This is a genomic window from Alloprevotella rava, assembly GCF_014195585.1.
Classification (GTDB): Bacteria; Bacteroidota; Bacteroidia; order Bacteroidales; family Bacteroidaceae; genus Alloprevotella; species Alloprevotella rava.
In genome coordinates, this window is record NZ_JACICA010000003.1 from 278,678 (window position 1) to 298,277 (window position 19,600).

Below are 19,600 nucleotides of genomic sequence, written 5' to 3' on the forward strand. Positions count from 1 at the left end.
CTCAACAGTTACTGGGATTTTTGCGTGCACTAAATTTTCTTCAATCTACGGTTACCTTTCTTTACAAATATTTACTATATTTGCGACTCATGCGCACTGCAATCAATGCTGCTCCATCCTTGCACTACTTTTCCGCGGCCAAGATTCCTCCATCCCCGCGCTAGCTCTGATCAACACCTCCTATAAAACAAAGAACCTTTTTCATCATGGAAGAGCATAAAGAGCAACATAGAAAATCAATCCGCTTCTTCAACGACCGTGAAGTAAGAACAGTATGGGACGACGAACACAGTAAGTGGTGGTTCTCTGTACTGGACATCATTGCTGCGATTAACGAGCAAGATGATTACCAAAAGACGAGGAACTATTGGAAGTACCTCAAAACCAAACTAAGAAAAGAAAATAGTCAGTTGGTTAGTGCTACTAACCAACTGAAACTAAAAGCCTCTGACGGGAAGTCTTATAAGACAGATACGTTTGATGCAGAGGGTGTAACCCTTTTGGCAAAGCATATCAACAATACCAAGGCTATGAACTTTCTTGACTGGTTCCTCTATAGTGATAATACTATTGACGGACAGAGCAAGAAAAAGGCTTATCAGCTTTTTGAAAGTGGTATCTTAAAGACTGTAGACCCAGGTACAATCAAATGTTTACAACAAATACACGCTTATCTCTTTGGAGGACTGTATGACTTTGCAGGACAAATCCGTACGAAGAATATTTCAAAAGGAGGTTTTACCTTTGCTAATTGTATGCACTTCCCCGAAACTCTGCAAACAATAGAACGAATGCCCGAAACGACTTTTGATGAGATAATGGACAAATACGTGGAGATGAACGTAGCCCATCCTTTTATGGAGGGTAATGGTCGCAGCACTCGCATTTGGCTTGATCTGATGTTTAAGCGTTCTCTCAAGCGGTGTGTAGATTGGAGTCAGATAGATAAGAACGATTATCTGTCGGCAATGCGTGAGAGTATTTCTGATAGTACACACATCAAGTCTTTAGTAAAATCAGCTCTCACATCCCAGATTAATGACAGAGAAATGTTTATGAAAGGTATTGATTATTCATACTATTATGAGCAGAATGATTGATAGCATTTGAAAATAATAAAAGTAAATAAGTATTCATAGAAAACAAGACAAATGAAAACATTTGACGAGATACTAAATTTATTCCGTGAATATTCTGCAACGGAGTTAGAAAAAGGGCATAAGTTTGAACAGTTGATACAGCGTTGGCTTCTTTCTGACCCACGTTATAGCAATACCGTAAAAAGAGTGTGGCTTTGGAATGAATTTCCTGCTAAAGCCGAGTTCGGGACACACGATTTGGGTATTGACCTTGTTGCAGAGACTGATCAAAAAGAGTTTTGGGCAATCCAATGCAAATGCTATCGTGAAGATGCTGTTATTGATATGCCTAAAGTTGATTCTTTTATTTCACAAGCAACACGCACATTTACGCATCCTGACACGAAAGAAAAGATTTCTTTTTCCGAAATGATTTGGGTTTCAACGACATCGAAATGGAATCCTCATGCAGAGCAGAAAATCCAAAATCAGCTCATTCCTTTTACTCGTATCAATCAGTTTGAATTGCGAAACGCTGCGGTTGATTGGGAAAAGCTCAATAGTGGCCAACAGGGACAGAATGCTGTATTACCAGGGAAAAGTCCTCGCGCCCATCAAATAAAAGCGATGGAATGTGCTCAGAATCATTTCATGGAGCATGATCGTGGCAAACTCATTATGGCATGTGGCACGGGTAAGACTTATACCTCACTGAAAATCGTTGAACAGGAGACCAACAAAAAAGGACTTGTTTTATTTCTTGTGCCGAGCATCGCCTTATTAGGACAAGGATTAAATAATTGGATGACCGACACTTCTGCCGTCATCAAACCGATATGTATTTGTTCGGATTCAAAAGCTTCTAAACTCAATGAAGACATCGATGTCAGTATTGTAGATATGCCATATCCGGCTACCACCAATATTCCTACTACTGTAAAGCATTTGTTGCAATATAGAAAGAGTGATGCGTTGATTGTGGTGTTTTCCACTTATCAAAGCATTGACGTGGTAGCTGAAGCACAACGGCAGATACTCGAAGAGACCAACGGAACTTTTGGTGTATTCGACATGATCGTATGCGATGAGGCACATCGAACCACCGGTGCAAAGAGCAAGTATAAGGAGGAAAGCAATTTCACAAAGATTCACGATAATAACTTTATTCAAGGGCGGAAGCGTATGTATATGACGGCAACGCCACGTTATTACAATGCTAACATCAAAGAAACGGCCAAGGAAAAAGACATGCTTCTATGGAGTATGGATAATGAGGATTTCTTTGGAAAGGAGTTTTATCGTATCGGGTTTGGTGAAGCGGTTGATCTTAAGTTGCTTACCGATTATAAGGTGCTGGTGCTGACGTTGAGTGAAGAAGATTTGTCAGAGGACATGAAAACGAAGATCAAAGGCAACGATGAACTTACGTTGGATGATGCTTCTAAACTGGTGGGCTGTGTCAATGCGCTTTCTAAACGCATCAAAGGAGACAAAGGGATTACGGCGGCGGAAGACCCCGGAATGATGAAACGTGCTGTGGTATTTTGTTCTACTATCAATCGCTCAAAGCGTTCCAGTGGCATCGCATCAACCGACTTTGCCAAGCAGTTCCCCGAATTGGCCAAATACTATAAAGAAAACGATGTCGAGGAAAGCGAACGTAATCAAGTGGTAAATGTGGAAGCACGCCATATCGACGGCGGAATGAGTGCCGAGATAAGGGCTGAAGCCATAGACTGGTTGAAGGATGAGAGCATTGCCGATGGTCAGTGCCGTATATTAAGCAATGTACGCTGTTTGTCTGAAGGTGTAGACGTGCCGGCACTTGATGCTGTAATCTTCGCGTCGGCTCGTGATAGCCAAGTAGATGTAGTGCAGAGCGTTGGACGAGTGATGCGTAGTTTTAAAGACCCTAAAACTCAAAAACCAAAGAAATACGGATACATTATCATTCCGGTAGTGGTCCCGCCCAACACCGAACCTAATCTTATTCTTGACAACAACGATAGATTTAAGGTAGTTTGGGATATTCTCAATGCCCTCCGTGCGCACGATGAACAGTTTAATGCTACGGTCAACAAAATCAGTTTGAATAAAGAACGTCCTTCAAAGATTGTTGTGGCCGGAGTGCCAAGGGGTTCGTTCCAGATGCTTGGAGGTGACGCACGACCTACGCATGATGACAATGAGAAAGACCTTGCACAACTTTCCAATGAAGACGTGGCCACCCAACTCGAACTTCGATTTGGCGAATTGCAAGATGGCATATATGCCAAAATGGTAGAAAAGGTTGGCGACCGACTGTATTGGGAGAACTGGGCTGCTAAAGTAGGTGATATTGCCAAGAAGTTTATTTATCGTATCGGGCAACTTGTTCATACCGGTGTACACAAAGAAGAGTTTGACACCTTTCTACATGTGTTGCAACAAAATCTCAATCCTTCGATTACGGCAGAACAGACCATCGAAATGTTGGCGCAGCATATGATTACCCGTCCTGTGTTTGAAGCTTTGTTTAAAGAATATCATTTTGCAACCAACAACACGGTAAGCCAAAGCATGCAACGCATGCTGGAAATCTTAGAAAGCGAAGAAGTAAGCAAAGATACTTCTGTGCTTGAGGATTTCTACAGCAACGTAAGCAAATATGTGGGCACGATTGATAATTTGGAAGGAAAACAAGCCATCATCAAAACGCTGTACGAGAAGTTCTTTAAGGGGGCTTTCCCTAAAACGGTAGACAAGTTAGGCATTGTCTATACACCGATAGAATGTGTCGATTTTATTGTACACTCGGTGAACGATATTCTGAATAAAGAGTTTAATTGCTCACTAACCGATGAGAATGTGCATATACTAGACCCCTTCACTGGTACAGGAACTTTCATTACGCGCCTACTGCAAAGCGGACTTATCCTGCCTGCCGACATTGAGCGTAAGTATCTGCACGAAATTCATTGCAATGAGATTGTACTATTGGCTTATTATATTGCCGATGTTAATATAGAGAGCGTGTTCCATGAGCTAACGCAACGTGCGGAATATTTACCCTACAATAATATATGCCTTACCGATACCTTCCAAACCACAGAACATCGAGATCCTGTTTTTGATAAATCGTGGTTTGCGGGGAATAGCGCCAATGTAGAGCAACAACTCAAAGCGCCTATACGTGTTATTATAGGCAATCCGCCTTATTCTATCGGTCAGAAGTCTGCCAACGATAATGCACAGAACCAAAGCTACGAAATGCTTGACAAGCGCATTACTGATACTTATGTAAAAGCGTCTGCTGCAGGATTGAACAAATCTACTTACGATCTTTATATTAAAGCCTTTAGATGGGCGTCCGACCGTCTTTCCATGAATAAAGAAGAAGGAGGCGTAGTGGCATTCATCAGCAATGGCGCATGGATAGACGGTAATGCCAACGATGGTTTCCGCAAATGTTTAGAGCGCGAGTTCTCTGCTATCTATGTATTCAATCTGCGGGGAAACCAACGAACCAGTGGAGAATTGTCAAGAAAAGAAGGAGGAAAAATATTTGGTTCGGGTTCTCGCACTCCTATAGCCATTACATTGTTGGTCAAGAAACCTCATCAGACAGCTGACAATCGTGCTACAATATACTATCACGACATCGGCGACTACCTATCGCGCGAGGAGAAATTAAAGATAGTGCATAATTTTAAGAGTATTAGTTCACCGAAACTTAATTGGACAATACTTCAGCCTAACGAACACGGCGATTGGATTAACCAACGCAACGAAGGCTTTTCAGAACTTATACCGTTGGCACCTGAAAAGAAGTTTGATGCGAAAACGCAGAGTGCGTTCATGACGTATGCTATCGGTTTAGCTTCCAATAGGGATAATTGGGTATATAGTTTCTCTAAAGAGACAATCGGTCAAAATATGCAAAGAATGATAAAGTTTTATAATGCTCAATGCGAAGACTACCAGAATGCTTTGACCACAAATCCTAATCTATCCATAGAAGACTTTATTGACACTAATCCACAAAAGATTAGTTGGACCGTAAACCTAAAAAGATATTTAGACAAAGGGCTTGCATTATCTGCTCAAACTGATTATAGGAGTAGTCTTTACCGCCCTTTCTGTAAACAATACTTATATTATAATGATAATTTTATTGAACGCCCCGGACTGAGCAAAAAACTCTTCCCAACTCCTGAAAGTAAGAATTTAGTCATCTGCTTATCAGGCATTGGCAGTAGTAAAGGTTTCTCGGCGTTGATAACGGATAAAATACCAGACTTGCAACTAATGTTTAATGGTCAATGCTTCCCTCTCTATTGGTACGAAGAAAACAAGCAACAAGGTTTGTTTACAAAAGGAAGTTGTGACTATATCCGCCACGACGGCATCAGTGATTGGATGTTGAAAGAAGTAAGGAATCGTGTGGGCAATAAGAAAATCACCAAAGAAATGATATTCTATTATGTTTATGGTTTGCTGCATTCGCCCGACTATCGTGAAACCTTTGCATCGGATTTAAAGAAATCGCTACCTCGCATTCCTATTATTACGGACGAAACGGAGTGGATGAACTTCTACTATGCGGGCAAGACGTTGGCAGAGCTACATTTAAATTACGAAAGTGTTGAGCCATGCGATGTAACCATCAGCGACACCTATGCTGGAGATGACGAATACGAACATTATGCCGTAAGCAAGATGCACTTTCCCAAGAAAGGCGAACAGGGTACCATTATCTACAACGAATACCTGCGCATTGACGATATTCCCGCACGCGTTTACGAGTATGTGGTGAATGGCAAGAGTGCGGTGGAATGGATAATGGAGCGGTATGCTGTGACCATCGACAAGAAAAGCCTTATCAAGAACGACCCCAACCTTTGGAGCAAAGAGCATGAAGAGTCGCGCTATATTTTCAATCTGTTGTTATCGGTGATGAATGTAAGCCTGCAAACAGCTGACATTGTGGAGCGATTGCCACGACTACACTTCGATGGCAGTAACGTTACGATTACGGAGAAAGGCCACGATATGCTACCCGCGGAGGAAGAAGACCCTAACACTTACAAAGGTAGCGACACGCTGAAGTTGAGCATCAAGCAAGTGTTCTTTAATCAGATTGTGGCTGGAACAAAGAAAACGGAATATCGCGAGATATCCAATGCCTACACAGCCAACAAATATCTTGCCACCGACGTGCACGGAACACCACTCTGCGACCCGAAGCATACTGTTGAGGGGCGCACCTATCATCCCGATGAATACAACGACGGACACTTCCCGTTTGTAGCGCGCCCTTACAAACGCATCCGTCTCTCGGTGGGTCCTTTTGGCGACAGTTGCATGGCAGAGATAACCCATGTAACCTTCAGCGTATCGCGACAAAAGGGAAAAGGATTGGTTGTCTGGCAAGCAGAATATCATTTGGGAAAGGTAACGAATGTGAGAAGAAAACATAAGTAGGGAGATTAATGGTAATATCGTCTGAAGAATTATATCGTAAATTGGAGACGGAGTATCGTATTTCGATAGATGTAGATAGATATTTCGACTCGCTTCAGGTAAAAAATAATAGTGTTTTAGTTTCACTCAATAAGGAGCGTTGTCTTTTATATTCTTATAAAGGCCATACCCTTTCTTTTCTATCAACAGACAATAAGTTGAAACTTGCCGAATACTGTACACAGAGATTACAAGTAACCAAAAATATTCATCTTCTGTGTGTCTATTCATTCAGTATCTTTCATTTGTCTAAAGATAAAGAATATTTGTTCGATGCTATTTCATATTCTGAAAAAATAATGCGAGAGCTCTATCTTGTAGGAGATAAAGATAATGGTTTTGAGTTTGGAGAATTATTTGAATTTCTATATCCATTATGCAAGCAATATAACAAAGCGAATACGCTTGTTAATATTGTAAATGAAGCAATAAACAAGACTAAACCCTGCTTCCATTTTTGTATACTTGCTATTCTTAACAACTTCGTTGAAACATATAACAAGGACAAGAAGTCTGCTTTCAACATCAAAAAAGATTTTGACCAAGAGTGTTTAACGAAATTATGCTTGAAAGATTATGAAAGTGAGACAGATTCCACAATACAGGAGAGACTGTTAGACTTTGCTTTGAATTTTTCCAAACATATATCCAATAGAATTTTAAGAAAGAAAGTTTGCGAGTTGAAAGGAGATTACTTGATGTCACATTTACTTCCATACGATGATGGAAATATAATAATACCGCATTATAATAACTCTAAATTAGTTAATGCTATTGGGTTATATAAAGAAGCTAAAAATGAGGAGAAAAGGAAAAATGCAACATTACAATATGAAGCAAGTAAAAGTGAATTGAGATATATAAAATTTTCACATTCAATTACAAAAGAGGAATATGAAAAACGGATTGCGGCAATGCAAGAAATAATAGCATCCCTTTCAAAGGGAGAGCACTTTCATATTTTTCTTGCACTGTGTGGTTTAGGTATTGATTGGTTTTGCTTAAGTGCTGATCGTCTCAATCAAGCAGTACAAAATCAAATAAAAGAATTTATTTATACTCAATTAACACACGCAGTTAAGTCTGACTCATATAATAATAAAAGGCAATGTACGCATGAAGAGATAATATTACATCAACTCTTTGACTTCCAATATCGTCAATATGCTTTTTATATTTTCACACAAGTATTAGCAATAACGATGAAAAATAATACATTCTCTTTTGATACGCTCAAAGAAGACTTATGCCGTATAGGATTTAACAGTTTTGTTATTCATAAAGGACACAATGAAGAACGCATCCAAACTACGCCATTTGATATGGTTGAAGATGGTCTTCACGAGTTTTTAATCCAACATCAAAAATTTGTAACAGGCGAGAAAACAGACTGGAGGTTCTGCATAAGTTTTTTATCGACGCAGTTTGAAGGTATAATGCGGTTAATAGTAAATGATTTAGGAGAACCAATCGTAAAAGTCAAAGATGGAAATACTGAATTTGTCACATTAGAGGTATTATTGAAAACAAAAGCATTAAAATCAATCTTTACCAAAGAAGATCTTCTTTTGTTTAGCCAAACATATACAAAGGCTGGCTATAATATTCGTAATGATGTAGCACATGGACTTTTACTTCCACAGGAATATACAGCAACAAAAGCACTATTAGTTTTTGTTTCTATTCTCAGATTAGCAAAGGGGATATTTAATTATGTTCATAATCAACAAGGCGATAACATCCAAGATGTTTTCTAATCAATACTACTCAAATTGAGGAGACATTTTTGTACCATAAGAATGTAATTCATTGATAATCAGTGTAGGATATATTTGAGGAAGTGAAGTAAAAGCATAAACAAGTATATTACAACAAAAGAAGGGATTCTGATATTCTCCTCTTTTGTTTAATCTAATTTAATGTAAACAATGAGAAAAGAAGATATCTTAAAGCAGGTGGTAGTGCAAGAGTATGGGGAGAAGAAGCACCCGAAACTTACTGAGAGTCAGTTATTACTTTCACCTGATCTTTATGAAGAGGTAAAGAGTATGTACAAAGAATTAGGAGGAACTCTTGAAAAACCTCCATTTAGGTTTGGTTCGTGGGATATTCCAACTCCTGAGTTTATTCTGGAATTGGATGAAGAGAATCATTTCAATAGATATAGATTACAAACCTTAAACTCTAATATTTATCAGGAAATAAAGGGTTTCCCTCTGGATTCATATAAGCAGTTCTGTACACAATACGAATCTTGTTGCTGTAAGCATGGAAAATATTGGAAAAACGATTCGTCAGAGAAGTTGTTTATAAAAAGTAATGATAATGGATGCTTAAATGGAACTGGTAGTTCCAGATGGAGGCAGCGTGCCTTTTATGATTTCCTAAGGGATGTTACTGGACTTATAAAGGGAATTCCTGTTATTCGTTTGTCCGTTTATCAAACATTTAAGGGTAAGAAAGTACAAGAAATTATAGAGTCTAAAGATAAAGCCATGATTTTAGATTTGGTAAGGACTACGGTTGAAGAGTGGATGTAGGAATTCACTTGCTACATTAATATGGTTTATCTACTTCTATCACCATTCTATAAATTCTGTAGCACTACAAAAGGTAGACAACGACGTCTCTGCATAACTCTCTCCTTATAAAAAGCGAGATTTTGTTGTCACGTTGTCACAGAAAAGGTAAAACTTTTTGATTATTAAATACTTAGATGGTGTGACAACAAAATTTTATTCTTAATTTGTTGTCACACTGTTGTCACGCTCGTAATACTAACATATTCAAGATGTTAGCAGGTAAGTGTGACAACGTGACGATGTGACAACAGAAAAATAAGATGGGGGAGAAGGAGGAGACAGGTGCATAATGTATGGTTTGCTTATTGATATGATCCAATTTTAATAAGGGCGTCAGCTGATAGAATAAGGATATCAGTTGATAGGCTTATTGTATTTCTGAAAGCAATAAGGATATTTGTGCTTTTTGCTGTTGCGCGTGTAGTTTCTTCTCGGAAATATTTCAGAAACGATTCAGAAGTTTCTTATTAGAAGTTTTGATAAAGAAAAAGCGGAAACCCTTTATTTATAAGAGATTTCCGCTTATTTTCTTTGGGTGCCCAGTGGGATTCGAACCCACGACATTCAGAACCACAATCTGACGCTCTAACCAACTGAACTATGGGCACCATGTTATTGGTGTGCAATCCTTTTGGAATGCGAGTGCAAAAGTATTACAAAGTTTTGGAATGTGCAAGACTTCTGTGAACTTTTTTGCTTTTGTTCTTTTTCTTAACTGTAAACATTTTTATTGATCATCATTGCGAACATAACCTTGATATTGGGGAGGAAGGTCGTTCATGATGGTTTGATAAGCTTCCTCCATGATAGTGCGGATGTCTTGTGTGCCTTGTCCAGAAGGATAGATAGGGGCATGGATGATGAGTTCTAGCAGATGGCGTTTCACAAAGTTGAAGCCATCCTGGCGGCGGAGCACGTCAAACGAACCATTGATAGTGATGGGGACAACGGGTAATTGGAGCTCGTCAGCTAGTTGGAATGCTCCTTTGCGGAAAATGCCCATGTGTCCCGTGAAAGTGCGCGCTCCTTCGGGGAAGACAACGAGCGAAGTGCCGCCTTGTAGCGTTTGGCGGGCGTGGTCGTAGGTCTCCTTGATTTTACTCGGTCCTGATTTGTCAACGAAGATGTGGTGGGCTTTCTGGCAGGCGTAGCCAATGAGAGGAAGTTGGCGGAGTGCCTTTTTCATCATCCATTTGAAGTTGCGGTTCAAGAAACCATAGACGAGGAAGATGTCGAACGGGCCTTGGTGGTTGGCCACAAAAACATAGCTCTGACCGCTTTGTAGGTGTTCGCGACCAGTGACGCGGACGGGGAGCAGCAGGAGGCGGCAGATGAAGCGCCCCCAAAGCATTGCAGGATAGTAGCCCCAGAAGTGAGCATTGCCTACCATGCATCCAATGCTAGTGGCGAGTGCGGTTAGAATTGTGGCAAGAATGCCGAGGGGCAGAACGATGAGGAGTTGGTAAATGCGATACATTTGGGGAATGTGCTAATTAGGAAATGTGCTAATGTGCTAATGGAGAGTCTAAGGTGATAATGTCTATTTCGGGCCACGCACCAAAGCGGAAGGGAAGGAGAACTTCACCTACGCCAGGATTGACAAGGAGAGCTTGATTGCCTTGTTGGTAAAGACCGCTCCATTGCGGATAGAACCACGCTGCGGGTGACCATTTGCCAATCTGGAGCTGCATGGCGTGGGTGTGACCAGAAAGCATGAGCGGAATGTCGGTGTTTGGTAGAATCTGTGCTTCCCAATAGCTGGGGTCGTGTTGTAAAAGGAGTTGGAAGCAGTTGGGCGAAAGGTTTTTGCGTGCCTGCTGTAGTTTTGCGCGGCGTGGAAAGTTTGGTCGGTTTCCGTGATTCTCTAATCCTATGACTGCAATAGAATCGTTGCCGCGATGAAGGATGAGATTTTCGTTGAGCAGGAGCTTCCAGCCCATATTGCGTTCCTCTTGCTGGAGCTGACGAACAGCAGCAAGGCGTTCGGCAGTGTTGTTCCAACGGAAATAAGTCAAATAGTCGTGATTGCCCATGACGCTCACCACGCCATCTCGCGCCTTGAGTTGGCTGAGAATGTTTCGGAAAGGTTCAATCTCTTGAACGTGATAGTTCACCAGGTCACCTACAAAGATAATAAGATCTGGTTGTTGCACATTGATGCTGTCGACGATTTGCTGCACCACATCTTGATGGTGGCGGAGAGTGCCGAGATGGAGGTCGGAGATGAGCGCGATGCGGTAGCCTTTGAATTGTGGCGGAATAGAAGAATGAGTAAACGTAAATTGTTTCGTTTGTATGCGCTTATACCCCAGTGTGAAACTATAGAGCATAAGTATGAAACTGAATGCTCCGACAAGGTACGCGCTAACGGTCATGCTACGTCGAAAGAGCTTCTGCTTCTTCCCTATGCGCCCGATGAGCAACAATAAGGCGGTGAGCGTTTCGGGCACAACAAGGCAGAGAGTGGCGGAAAGCAGAAAACCTTTCACGGCATCAGCTGTCATGGTGTAGCTCTCATTGATGGCCATGAATGTTAGAGCCAAGAGCAAGAGCAGATGGGGAAGCGCAAAGAGCAAGCGTACCCAGCGCGGCCATTTGTTGCGAAAAACGAGGCGGTCTATACCCCAAGACGGAAGAGTCAGTAGGGCAATGAGCAATATAAGAATACGAGCTATCATTCGAGATTGCGTGATAAGAATTTGCGTAGTTGTGGAATAGGGAGATTGCGGCGGCGCGCATAGTCTTGGAACTGATCTTCGCCAATGCGTCCAATCCCAAAATAGTATGTGCTAGGGTGGCCGAAGAGCAGTCCGCATGCCGAGGCGTGCGGCAGCATCATGCCCGTCTCCGTGAGTTGGATACCGATGCGTCCAAAGTTTAGAACCTCGTCGAGCAAGAAGATAATGGATTGATCAGGTATTTGCGGATAACCCACAGCAGGGCGTATGCCTTGGTATTCTTCATTCCATATTTGTTCGTGTGTGAGATGCTCATCGGGAGCGTAACCCCAATAGATGCGGCGCACATCGCGGTGCATCAGCTCGGCCGTGGCTTCGGCCAGTCGGTCGCAGACTGTTTGGTAGAGCATGCGCTCATAATCGTCAGCAAACGACTCCACTTGACCATCGGAGCGATGAAAAGAGACGCAGAAGATGCCCATGACTGAAGCTATATCGTCCTTGATATAGAGTTCGCGAGGGCGAATGAAGTCGGACAAGCACAAGTGAGGATCTCCAGCGTGCTGAACGTGCTGCTGCCTAAGGAAGGGAATGCTCCATCGCCCTCGAAAATCCTCCACGATAATATCCTCTTCCTCTGACCAAGCCGGATAGAGCCCGAAGCGGGCAAAACCTTTGTGCGTGCGGTCGAGGCGGTTGATCATGCGTGAGGCGTCATCAAATAGTTTTGAGGCTTCTTTGGCTGCTGCTCTGTCCTCTTCAGGGAAACTATTGATCCATTCTTGTCGGCAAGCTGGGCAGTTGTGAACGGCCGTCACGCCCGCAAAGCGAGGTTGGAGATTCCACGCGTTGAAGAAGAACGGCCAGTTGATAACTTCGGCCAGCGTATGAGCGTAGTATTTCAGTTCTTTAGTCATCGGGAGAAGCTAACAGGCAATCCGTGGAGGTTTTCGTCCACGAGGTGTCCTTTATTATATATAAGGTCTCCGTTGCAATATGTTTTCTCAATACGCCAACGGAAGGTATGGCCTTCCAACGGACTCCAATTGCACTTGCTGCGAATCTGATTCGGGGTAAGTGTCCACGGGCTATTGGGACGCACCAATACGAGGTCGGCCTTGTAGCCTTCGCGCAAGAAACCGCGATTTTCCACCTGATAAATCTTGGCTGGATTATGGCACATGAGTTCCACAAGGCGCTCGATGCTGAGCACACCCTCATTGGTGAGTCTGAGCATGGCTGGTAAGGAAAATTGTATCATGGGCATTCCCGATGTGGCACGTGCTGCTCCGCCCACTTTATCCCTCAGGTGGTGAGGCGCATGGTCGGTAGCGATGGTTGAGATAGTGCCATCGTTGAGCGCACGGCGCAGGGCATCGCGGTCGGCGCGTGTTTTGATGGATGGGTTACACTTGATGCGGCTGCCCAATCGGATGTAGTCTTCATCGCAAAAGAGCAGATGTGGAACGCATACTTCCGCCGTGATTTGCGGATCGGTAGGGCTGAATAGCTCCAGTTCGCGTGCGGTGGATATGTGAGCCACGTGGAGTCGTGTTCCGTATTCTCGCGCCAGAGCCACTGCTTCAGCCGTTGATTTGTAGCACGCCTCGGCAGAACGGATCAGTCCGTGATAGCGCATATCAGGATCAGCTCCATATTTCTCTTTGTAGGCCGTCATGTTAGCAGAGATGGTGGGCGTGTCCTCGCAGTGGACCATCAGGAGCGTGGGAACATTCTCAAAAATGTAGCGGAGAACCTTTTTGTTGTCGACGAGCATATTTCCCGTGGAAGCTCCCATGAAGAGTTTCACGCCAGCAATGCTGCGCCACTTGAGTTGTGGCAATAGTTCGTAATTGTTGAGCGTAGCACCAAAATAAAGTCCGAAATTGACATGACTCTTTGTAGCTGCCATGTCGTATTTTTCGCTGAAAGCTTCGAGAGTTGTAGTGGTAGGCAGCGTATTAGGCATATCAAAAACAGTGGTTACACCTCCCGCTGCGGCAGCGTAGCTCTCCGTTTCGAAGTCGGCTTTTTCCGTCAGACCAGGATCACGGAAGTGGACATGCTCGTCAATGACGCCTGGAAGCAGGTAGCAGCCCTCAGCATCCACCACTTCCATGGGCGGCTCATCTGGGATGGCGTCTTTTCCCTCCAAAATTTGGCCTATCTGGTTGTTATCTATCAAAAGAGAACCGACAAACTGTCGGCCCTCGTTAACAATAATAGCATTCTTTATTTGAATCCTTTTGCGCATAGTTCTGTTGTGAAATGAAAAGAGTGTGATGATTGCGTATTGCAACTGTAGCAATGACAAAAACCACAAAACGCCCCATTGGTGGGGCTTTCTACTTATTTTTTCTCGGCTTGATTTGTCCGGTCATTGCTGCCCAACGCAGGCGCATAACGCCGAAGAGTGCTTCGCCAAAGATGCCGCCACTCATCTTGCTCGTGCCTTCGCAGCGATTGACGAAAATAACAGGTACTTCTTTGATTTTGAAACCCAACTTATAAGCCGTGAATTTCATCTCGATTTGGAAAGCGTAGCCCTTGAAGCGGATGGCGTCGAGATCTATGGTTTCGAGCACCTGACGGCGGTAACATTTGAATCCCGCGGTTGTGTCGTGGAGCTTCACGCCCAAGATGGTGCGTACATATTTAGAAGCGTAGTAGCTCATGAGCACGCGCCCCATCGGCCAGTTGACAACATTGACACCACTCACATAGCGCGAACCGATGGCTACATCTGCACCGTCCGTTGCACAAGCTTCGTAGAGTCGCGGCAGGTCTTTCGGGTCGTGGCTGAAGTCGGCATCCATCTCAAAGATATAGTCGTACTTCTGTTCGATAGCCCATTTGAACCCTGCAATATAGGCCGTACCCAGTCCGAGTTTGCCGCTGCGCTCTATGATAAAGAGGCGCTCCTTGAACTCGTCTTCCATGAGGCGTTTCACAATGGCGGCGGTGCCGTCGGGGGAGCCATCGTCGATAACGAGGATGTTGAACGCGTGTGGACCGAGGCCAAGGACGGCTCGGATTATCTTTTCAATGTTTTCTTTCTCATTGTATGTTGGTATGATTACAATGCTGTCGCTTCTGTCCATAGTTGAAATGGTGTTTTATTATATCTGTGGCGAAGTTAGAGAATTATTGCCGATTTTCCCAAACGAAAGCGAAGTTTTTTAGTTCCTCTTCTGTTATGGCACAATAAGGCTGTGCGTTGGAAAAAGGGGGAGAGAAACGCCCTTTTTAGGATGGCTTTAGAAGCTCTTAAAGCGGCCTAAAAATATCCTTATTGTGTCAGCTGATACAATAAGGAAGCCAGCTGACGCAATAAGGATGTCAGCTGACAGCCTTATTGTATTTTTGCTCTTCTTTATTACCCTGTAAAACAGATGCTTATGGTTCTGCTTTGAGGCCTTTCTATTGTGTTTGAAGAGGGATGAGGCTGAGGGCGTTTGCTGTGATCAGACGAAAATCCTTGTTTCTTATCATTGCGGAAATTATCTTCAAAAAACGCAGATAGTTATAGTTAGAAGTTGCTTAAATAAATTTTTATAATTGTCCTTATATATAACTATGACTACAGGGAAAGTGTTTGGGGTGAAAGGAGCTGATTTAGATTCAGCGAAATGTATCCGCTTTTTTCTGGTGTGCAGTTATTAGAGCATAGGCGTTCAGCATCATTAGCTTTATCGGAATTCCATTTAAGAGCACTCTGCATAAAAAAAAGTAAAAGCTATTGGTATGTTCCAAAAAACATTACCTTTGCAAAAAGTAATATTCAAACTAATCAATATGAAAAAAATAGCAGCGTTGGCACTTGCGCTTTTAGCCATGCCGACCTTTGCACAGAAGTATTCTATTACGGGACAAGTTCCCAAGGAGCTCAAAAAGGTGTATCTCTACAACTTCGAGTCGAAGAATGATCAAACCCCCGACAGCGTGGTGGTCAAGGATGGCCGCTTTAGCTTTTCAGGCGATGCGCAGGGAAAACTCTTTGCGATGCTTTTTGCTAAGGATGGAGAGTATTCTGTTCCCGTAGTTTTGGACGGAGATGTGAAAGTGGATCTTGTGAAAAAGGTTCTTGCAGGTACGAGCGAAAACGAAAAACTCTCTGCCGCGCTTCAGCAACTTGAGTCTAACTCTGCCGCTATGCAGAGCGTGATGAGCGAAGTGCGAAAATATCAAGAGGAAGGAAAAGAAATGCCCGAATCACTACAGCAACGTTTGGAGAGCGCGTATGAGGCGGCGATAGAGGGACTAGTTGCTAATGTGAAAAAGATATGTGATGCAAATATGCAGTCCATATTCCCCGCTTACTTCATCAGCTCTTACTTTAACAGCATGGATAAGGCCGATATCATTCGATATGCCGATTCTAACGCCTCTTTTATGAACGTGGGGATGCTCAAGCGTTTGCGCGCGAGTGTTGAAGGTTGGAAACGTCAGCAACCAGGCGTGATGTTTACCGATATTGAATTGGCCGATACGGCAGGTGTTCAGCATAAGCTTTCCGAGTATGTAGGTAAAGGCAACTATGTGTTGATTGATTTCTGGGCAAGTTGGTGTGGACCTTGTATGCGTGAAATGCCTCAAGTGAAGGCACTCTATGATAAGTATCATTCAAAAGGTTTCGACATTGTTGGCTTGAGCTTCGACCGCGAACATAAGAATTGGGTGGGGGCTATTAAGCGCAAAGGGCTGAATTGGCATCATCTCTCCGATTTGAAGTACTGGGATACGATTGCAGGGCGCACGTATGGCGTCAACTCCATACCAGCTACGTTGCTGATAGGACCTGATGGTAAAATCGTGGCAGCTAATCTTCACGGAGAAGAACTCGCTGCAAAGTTGAAAGAAATTTACGAGTAAATTCAAATATAAAGAAGTGCGGACTTTGCAAGGAATTAAGCCAAATGACTTGTGATGTCCGCGCTTTCTTTATTTAGCTATCGGTTTTAACGATAGTAGGTATAGATAAAAAGATTATAGAAACATTTGCGGGGCTTGCAATATAGCGTACTTTTGCAATCGAAAACAGAAGGTAACGTTATGGCAAATGCTATTGTTGGTATCTCAGTCGCCGTTATAGTAACGGTATTTGTGATCTGCAATGCCCTCCGCTTTTTCCGCACAGAAATGCGTCATCGCTCCATTCACGGAGCATCGTTTCGCTATTTTGATGTGTATGAGGACTAAAAGAAGATGGAATTACGCCAATTACGGTATTTCATAAAGGTGGCAGAACGTCTCAATGTTTCAGAGGCAGCTAAGGATCTCTGTATAACGCAGAGCACCCTTTCCCAACAGATCCGCCAGTTGGAAAATGAGTTGGGAGTGCAACTCTTTGACAGAACGAGCCGAGGTGTAGAACTGACAGAAATCGGTATAGAGATGTTGCCTTATGCGGCGAAGACAGTGCAAGATGCAGAAGTTTGCATTGATCACATCTCCGACATACAAAACCTCAAAGCAGGTATGCTCCGTGTGGGAGTGTCATACAGTTTTGGATCAATGCTAGCCACAGTGCTCGCAAAGTTTATGAAACTGTATCCGGGAGTAAAACTCGACATTCACTACAAAAAGACGGATCACCTGATGGAACGCTTGTGTAACCGCCAAATTGATTTGGCTTTGGCTTTTAAGCCAGAACGAGTGTATCCAAACCTAGAGACTAAAACGCTTTTTAAGCGTAAGCTCTCGGCCATCGTCAACCGCTATCATCCATTAGCGAATAAAAAGACGGTCTCCTTGAAAGATTTAGTGCCATTCGATATGGTGTTAGTAACACACGGAATGCAAGCACGAGATTTATTTGAGGTACTTCTGAGTAAAACGGACATAAAGTACCATGTACGAGCCGTTTTGAACACTGTCCCTGCTATTTTGCAGCTGGTAAGAGATACGCAGTTTGTTACAGTACTCTCAGAAGAAACCATACGTGGTGACCAGTCGCTGGTATCAATTCCGATTGATGTTCCAGGTAACGTAATGGAAGGCTGTGTTCATTGGTTGCGCGGCAGCTATATGAAGTCCTCTGCAAAAGAACTTGTACGGCTGCTAACAGAGCACAACAGTCTCCACGAGATGGTTAATGAAATTTGAAAGTTTATTTCTTGGTAAAAGTTTTTTAGGATAACTACATTGTAAAGGTGACTTTGTCACTTTTCGCCTAACAGGGGTCTTCGTGAGAAGGCACCTGTTCTGGTTTTTATAGGGGTGAGATGTAAGTGTGTCAAAAGAATTTTTTAGTGAATAGTAGAAATGATTTCCTCTTTTTTTCTTCTCTGCTCGAATTTCCTGTTTTTATTGAAAATTTTAAACCTTCTCTTTGCAGTTTAGCTATAAAAAAAAGGGCTTCCGCCCTTCTTCTTAGTGAATTGAAGCACACAGGATCTTCAATCACGACTCATTTCGAGTCTACATCTAACTTGTTACCTAAACTACAAACCTTTTACTCAAGGTAAAACCTATGAAACATACACACATTTTTAATACCTAATCAATTACTAACACCATCTTTATTTGTGTGCAGTCAACTCGAAAGGTCGCACCTCTATAGTCCTGTGTCACTTCCTTTCTTGTTTGACGATGCAAAGGTATGAACTTCCTTTGAAGTATGCAAGAAGGAAGTGTCTTTTTGCTTATTTTTATACTTTTATTACGCAGATTGTAAAATGGATATAACGAAAATGTATGATAAGTTAGAAGAAGGCTTTATTTTGATGGAAAAGTGTATGTTTAAAACGTAATCTGGAGATTGCAAAATGAATGAAATAAAAAACTGACTTAGTGGGATTATAGAAGAAATAGTGTGAAGTTTTCACCTTTTTGAGAGGCAGGAACAGGAAGTAAGGTGAGAAGAGTGAGTTTTCGGTACGACTCTATGACTTTCAGGCGTAGAAAATGATTCTTGATAGCAGAAAAGGTGTAGGAATAAAAAGAAAGTTGTAATTTTGCACGCAGAATATGAAAATAAAGCAAGTAGCTGAGGCCCTTGAAAAGTTCGCGCCCCTGCCGCTGCAAGAAAGCTACGATAATGCTGGCTTGCAGATTGGATTAACAGAGGTGGAAGTGTCAAGGGTCTTATTGTGTCTAGACGTCACTGAAGACGTTATCATGGAAGCTGCCGAAAAAGGCTGCCAACTCATAGTGAGCCATCATCCGCTCTTATTTCGTGGCGTGAAATGCGTGTCGGATAGCGATATGGTTCAGCGTTGCGTGCGCTTGGCCATAAAGCACGATATCGCTATCTATTCTGCTCACACCAATCTCGACAACGCTGCGGGCGGTGTCAACTGGATGATAGCCGAAAAGCTAGGGTTGCAAAACGTTTCTTTCTTGCTACCTACGAGCGAAGGAGGGAGCGGAGTGATTGCAGAACTTCCTACGGCTGAAGCTCCAAAGGATTTTCTGCTTCGCGTAAAGAAAACGTTTGGCATCGACTGTTTACAAACAAATCGAGGCCCCGAGCGCATGGTTAAACGCATTGCGTTGTGTGGCGGCGCTGGAGATTTCCTTCTGGATGCTGCAATAGCGCGTGGAGCAGATGTTTTCTTGACAGGTGAGATGCACTATCATCAGTATTTCGGTCATGATGCGCAACTCTGGATAGGCATTATGGGCCATTATCAGAGCGAACAATTCACGGTTGAATTGCTTCATCGCTTGCTCCAGCAGGAATTTCCGACGCTCGAACTGCTGGAAACGACCAACGCGACCAATCCGATACAATATATATAATAGGAATACATTAAAT

At 42.9% G+C, this 19,600-nt stretch carries 12 protein-coding genes and 1 tRNA gene; 7 read left to right on the plus strand and 6 right to left on the minus strand.

Features of this window, described 5'->3' with window-relative positions; translation table 11 throughout:
* The first annotated feature begins 206 nt into the window (after window positions 1-206).
* The 4 genes from fic to FHS60_RS04630 all read left to right on the plus strand — a co-directional run bounded on the left by fic (window position 207) and on the right by FHS60_RS04630 (window position 9,121).
* Complete coding sequence (fic, locus tag FHS60_RS04615; RefSeq protein WP_183695664.1) at window positions 207-1,100, plus strand: protein adenylyltransferase Fic; 894 nt, start codon at window positions 207-209, stop codon at window positions 1,098-1,100.
* Between the two features lie 51 nt (window positions 1,101-1,151).
* Window positions 1,152-6,542, plus strand: coding sequence for a DEAD/DEAH box helicase (locus FHS60_RS04620; RefSeq protein ID WP_183695668.1), 5,391 nt, complete (start codon window positions 1,152-1,154; stop codon window positions 6,540-6,542).
* A 197-nt stretch (window positions 6,543-6,739) separates the two neighbouring features.
* Window positions 6,740-8,338 carry a DUF4209 domain-containing protein gene (locus FHS60_RS04625; RefSeq protein WP_183695671.1) on the plus strand — a complete coding sequence of 533 codons (1,599 nt, stop codon included), beginning with the start codon at window positions 6,740-6,742 and terminating at the stop codon, window positions 8,336-8,338.
* Between the two features lie 171 nt (window positions 8,339-8,509).
* The gene (locus FHS60_RS04630) at window positions 8,510-9,121 is read left to right on the plus strand and encodes a DUF7255 family protein (RefSeq protein ID WP_183695673.1); all 612 of its coding nucleotides are present in this window, start codon (window positions 8,510-8,512) and stop codon (window positions 9,119-9,121) included.
* Between the two features lie 576 nt (window positions 9,122-9,697).
* Here FHS60_RS04630 and FHS60_RS04635 read toward each other — a convergent pair.
* The 6 genes from FHS60_RS04635 to FHS60_RS04660 form a co-directional block, all read right to left on the minus strand.
* Window positions 9,698-9,771 (minus strand) — tRNA-His (locus tag FHS60_RS04635).
* Window positions 9,772-9,890: 119 nt separating this feature from the next.
* A complete protein-coding gene (locus tag FHS60_RS04640; protein ID WP_183695755.1) occupies window positions 9,891-10,649 on the minus strand; it encodes a 1-acyl-sn-glycerol-3-phosphate acyltransferase in 759 nt (252 codons plus the stop codon).
* Between the two features lie 19 nt (window positions 10,650-10,668).
* Window positions 10,669-11,841: a metallophosphoesterase gene (locus tag FHS60_RS04645; protein WP_183695675.1), complete on the minus strand. Its 1,173-nt coding sequence runs from the start codon at window positions 11,839-11,841 to the stop codon at window positions 10,669-10,671.
* Entirely contained in the window at window positions 11,838-12,758 is a 921-nt protein-coding gene (locus FHS60_RS04650; RefSeq protein WP_183695678.1) for a vitamin B12 dependent-methionine synthase activation domain-containing protein, read from the minus strand. The genes FHS60_RS04645 and FHS60_RS04650 overlap by 4 nt, the downstream gene beginning before the upstream one ends.
* Window positions 12,755-14,095 carry a dihydroorotase gene (locus tag FHS60_RS04655; protein WP_183695681.1) on the minus strand — a complete coding sequence of 447 codons (1,341 nt, stop codon included), beginning with the start codon at window positions 14,093-14,095 and terminating at the stop codon, window positions 12,755-12,757. The genes FHS60_RS04650 and FHS60_RS04655 overlap by 4 nt, the downstream gene beginning before the upstream one ends.
* Before the next feature lie 91 nt (window positions 14,096-14,186).
* The gene (locus FHS60_RS04660; protein ID WP_183695684.1) at window positions 14,187-14,942 is read right to left on the minus strand and encodes a polyprenol monophosphomannose synthase; all 756 of its coding nucleotides are present in this window, start codon (window positions 14,940-14,942) and stop codon (window positions 14,187-14,189) included.
* Window positions 14,943-15,636: 694 nt separating this feature from the next.
* Between FHS60_RS04660 and FHS60_RS04665 the strand changes: the two genes are divergently transcribed.
* From FHS60_RS04665 to FHS60_RS04675, 3 genes are all read left to right on the plus strand, one after another.
* A complete protein-coding gene (locus FHS60_RS04665) occupies window positions 15,637-16,713 on the plus strand; it encodes a TlpA disulfide reductase family protein (protein WP_183695687.1) in 1,077 nt (358 codons plus the stop codon).
* A 333-nt stretch (window positions 16,714-17,046) separates the two neighbouring features.
* Window positions 17,047-17,946, plus strand: a complete 900-nt coding sequence (locus tag FHS60_RS04670; RefSeq protein WP_183695690.1) for a LysR family transcriptional regulator — start codon at window positions 17,047-17,049, stop codon at window positions 17,944-17,946.
* Window positions 17,947-18,810: 864 nt separating this feature from the next.
* Entirely contained in the window at window positions 18,811-19,584 is a 774-nt protein-coding gene (locus tag FHS60_RS04675; RefSeq protein ID WP_183695693.1) for a Nif3-like dinuclear metal center hexameric protein, read from the plus strand.
* Window positions 19,585-19,600 lie beyond the last annotated feature (16 nt).

Excerpts from the sequence above, each read along its gene's own strand:
- FHS60_RS04655 (WP_183695681.1), bottom strand. The coding sequence starts at position 14,095 with ATGCGCAAAAGGATTCAAATAAAGAATGCTATTATTGTTAACGAGGGC.
- FHS60_RS04630 (WP_183695673.1), top strand. The coding sequence starts at position 8,510 with ATGAGAAAAGAAGATATCTTAAAGCAGGTGGTAGTGCAAGAGTATGGG.
- FHS60_RS04650 (WP_183695678.1), bottom strand. The coding sequence starts at position 12,758 with ATGACTAAAGAACTGAAATACTACGCTCATACGCTGGCCGAAGTTATC.
- FHS60_RS04660 (WP_183695684.1), bottom strand. The coding sequence starts at position 14,942 with ATGGACAGAAGCGACAGCATTGTAATCATACCAACATACAATGAGAAA.
- FHS60_RS04675 (WP_183695693.1), top strand. The coding sequence starts at position 18,811 with ATGAAAATAAAGCAAGTAGCTGAGGCCCTTGAAAAGTTCGCGCCCCTG.
- FHS60_RS04665 (WP_183695687.1), top strand. The coding sequence starts at position 15,637 with ATGAAAAAAATAGCAGCGTTGGCACTTGCGCTTTTAGCCATGCCGACC.
- FHS60_RS04670 (WP_183695690.1), top strand. The coding sequence starts at position 17,047 with ATGGAATTACGCCAATTACGGTATTTCATAAAGGTGGCAGAACGTCTC.
- fic (WP_183695664.1), top strand. The coding sequence starts at position 207 with ATGGAAGAGCATAAAGAGCAACATAGAAAATCAATCCGCTTCTTCAAC.
- FHS60_RS04620 (WP_183695668.1), top strand. The coding sequence starts at position 1,152 with ATGAAAACATTTGACGAGATACTAAATTTATTCCGTGAATATTCTGCA.
- FHS60_RS04645 (WP_183695675.1), bottom strand. The coding sequence starts at position 11,841 with ATGATAGCTCGTATTCTTATATTGCTCATTGCCCTACTGACTCTTCCG.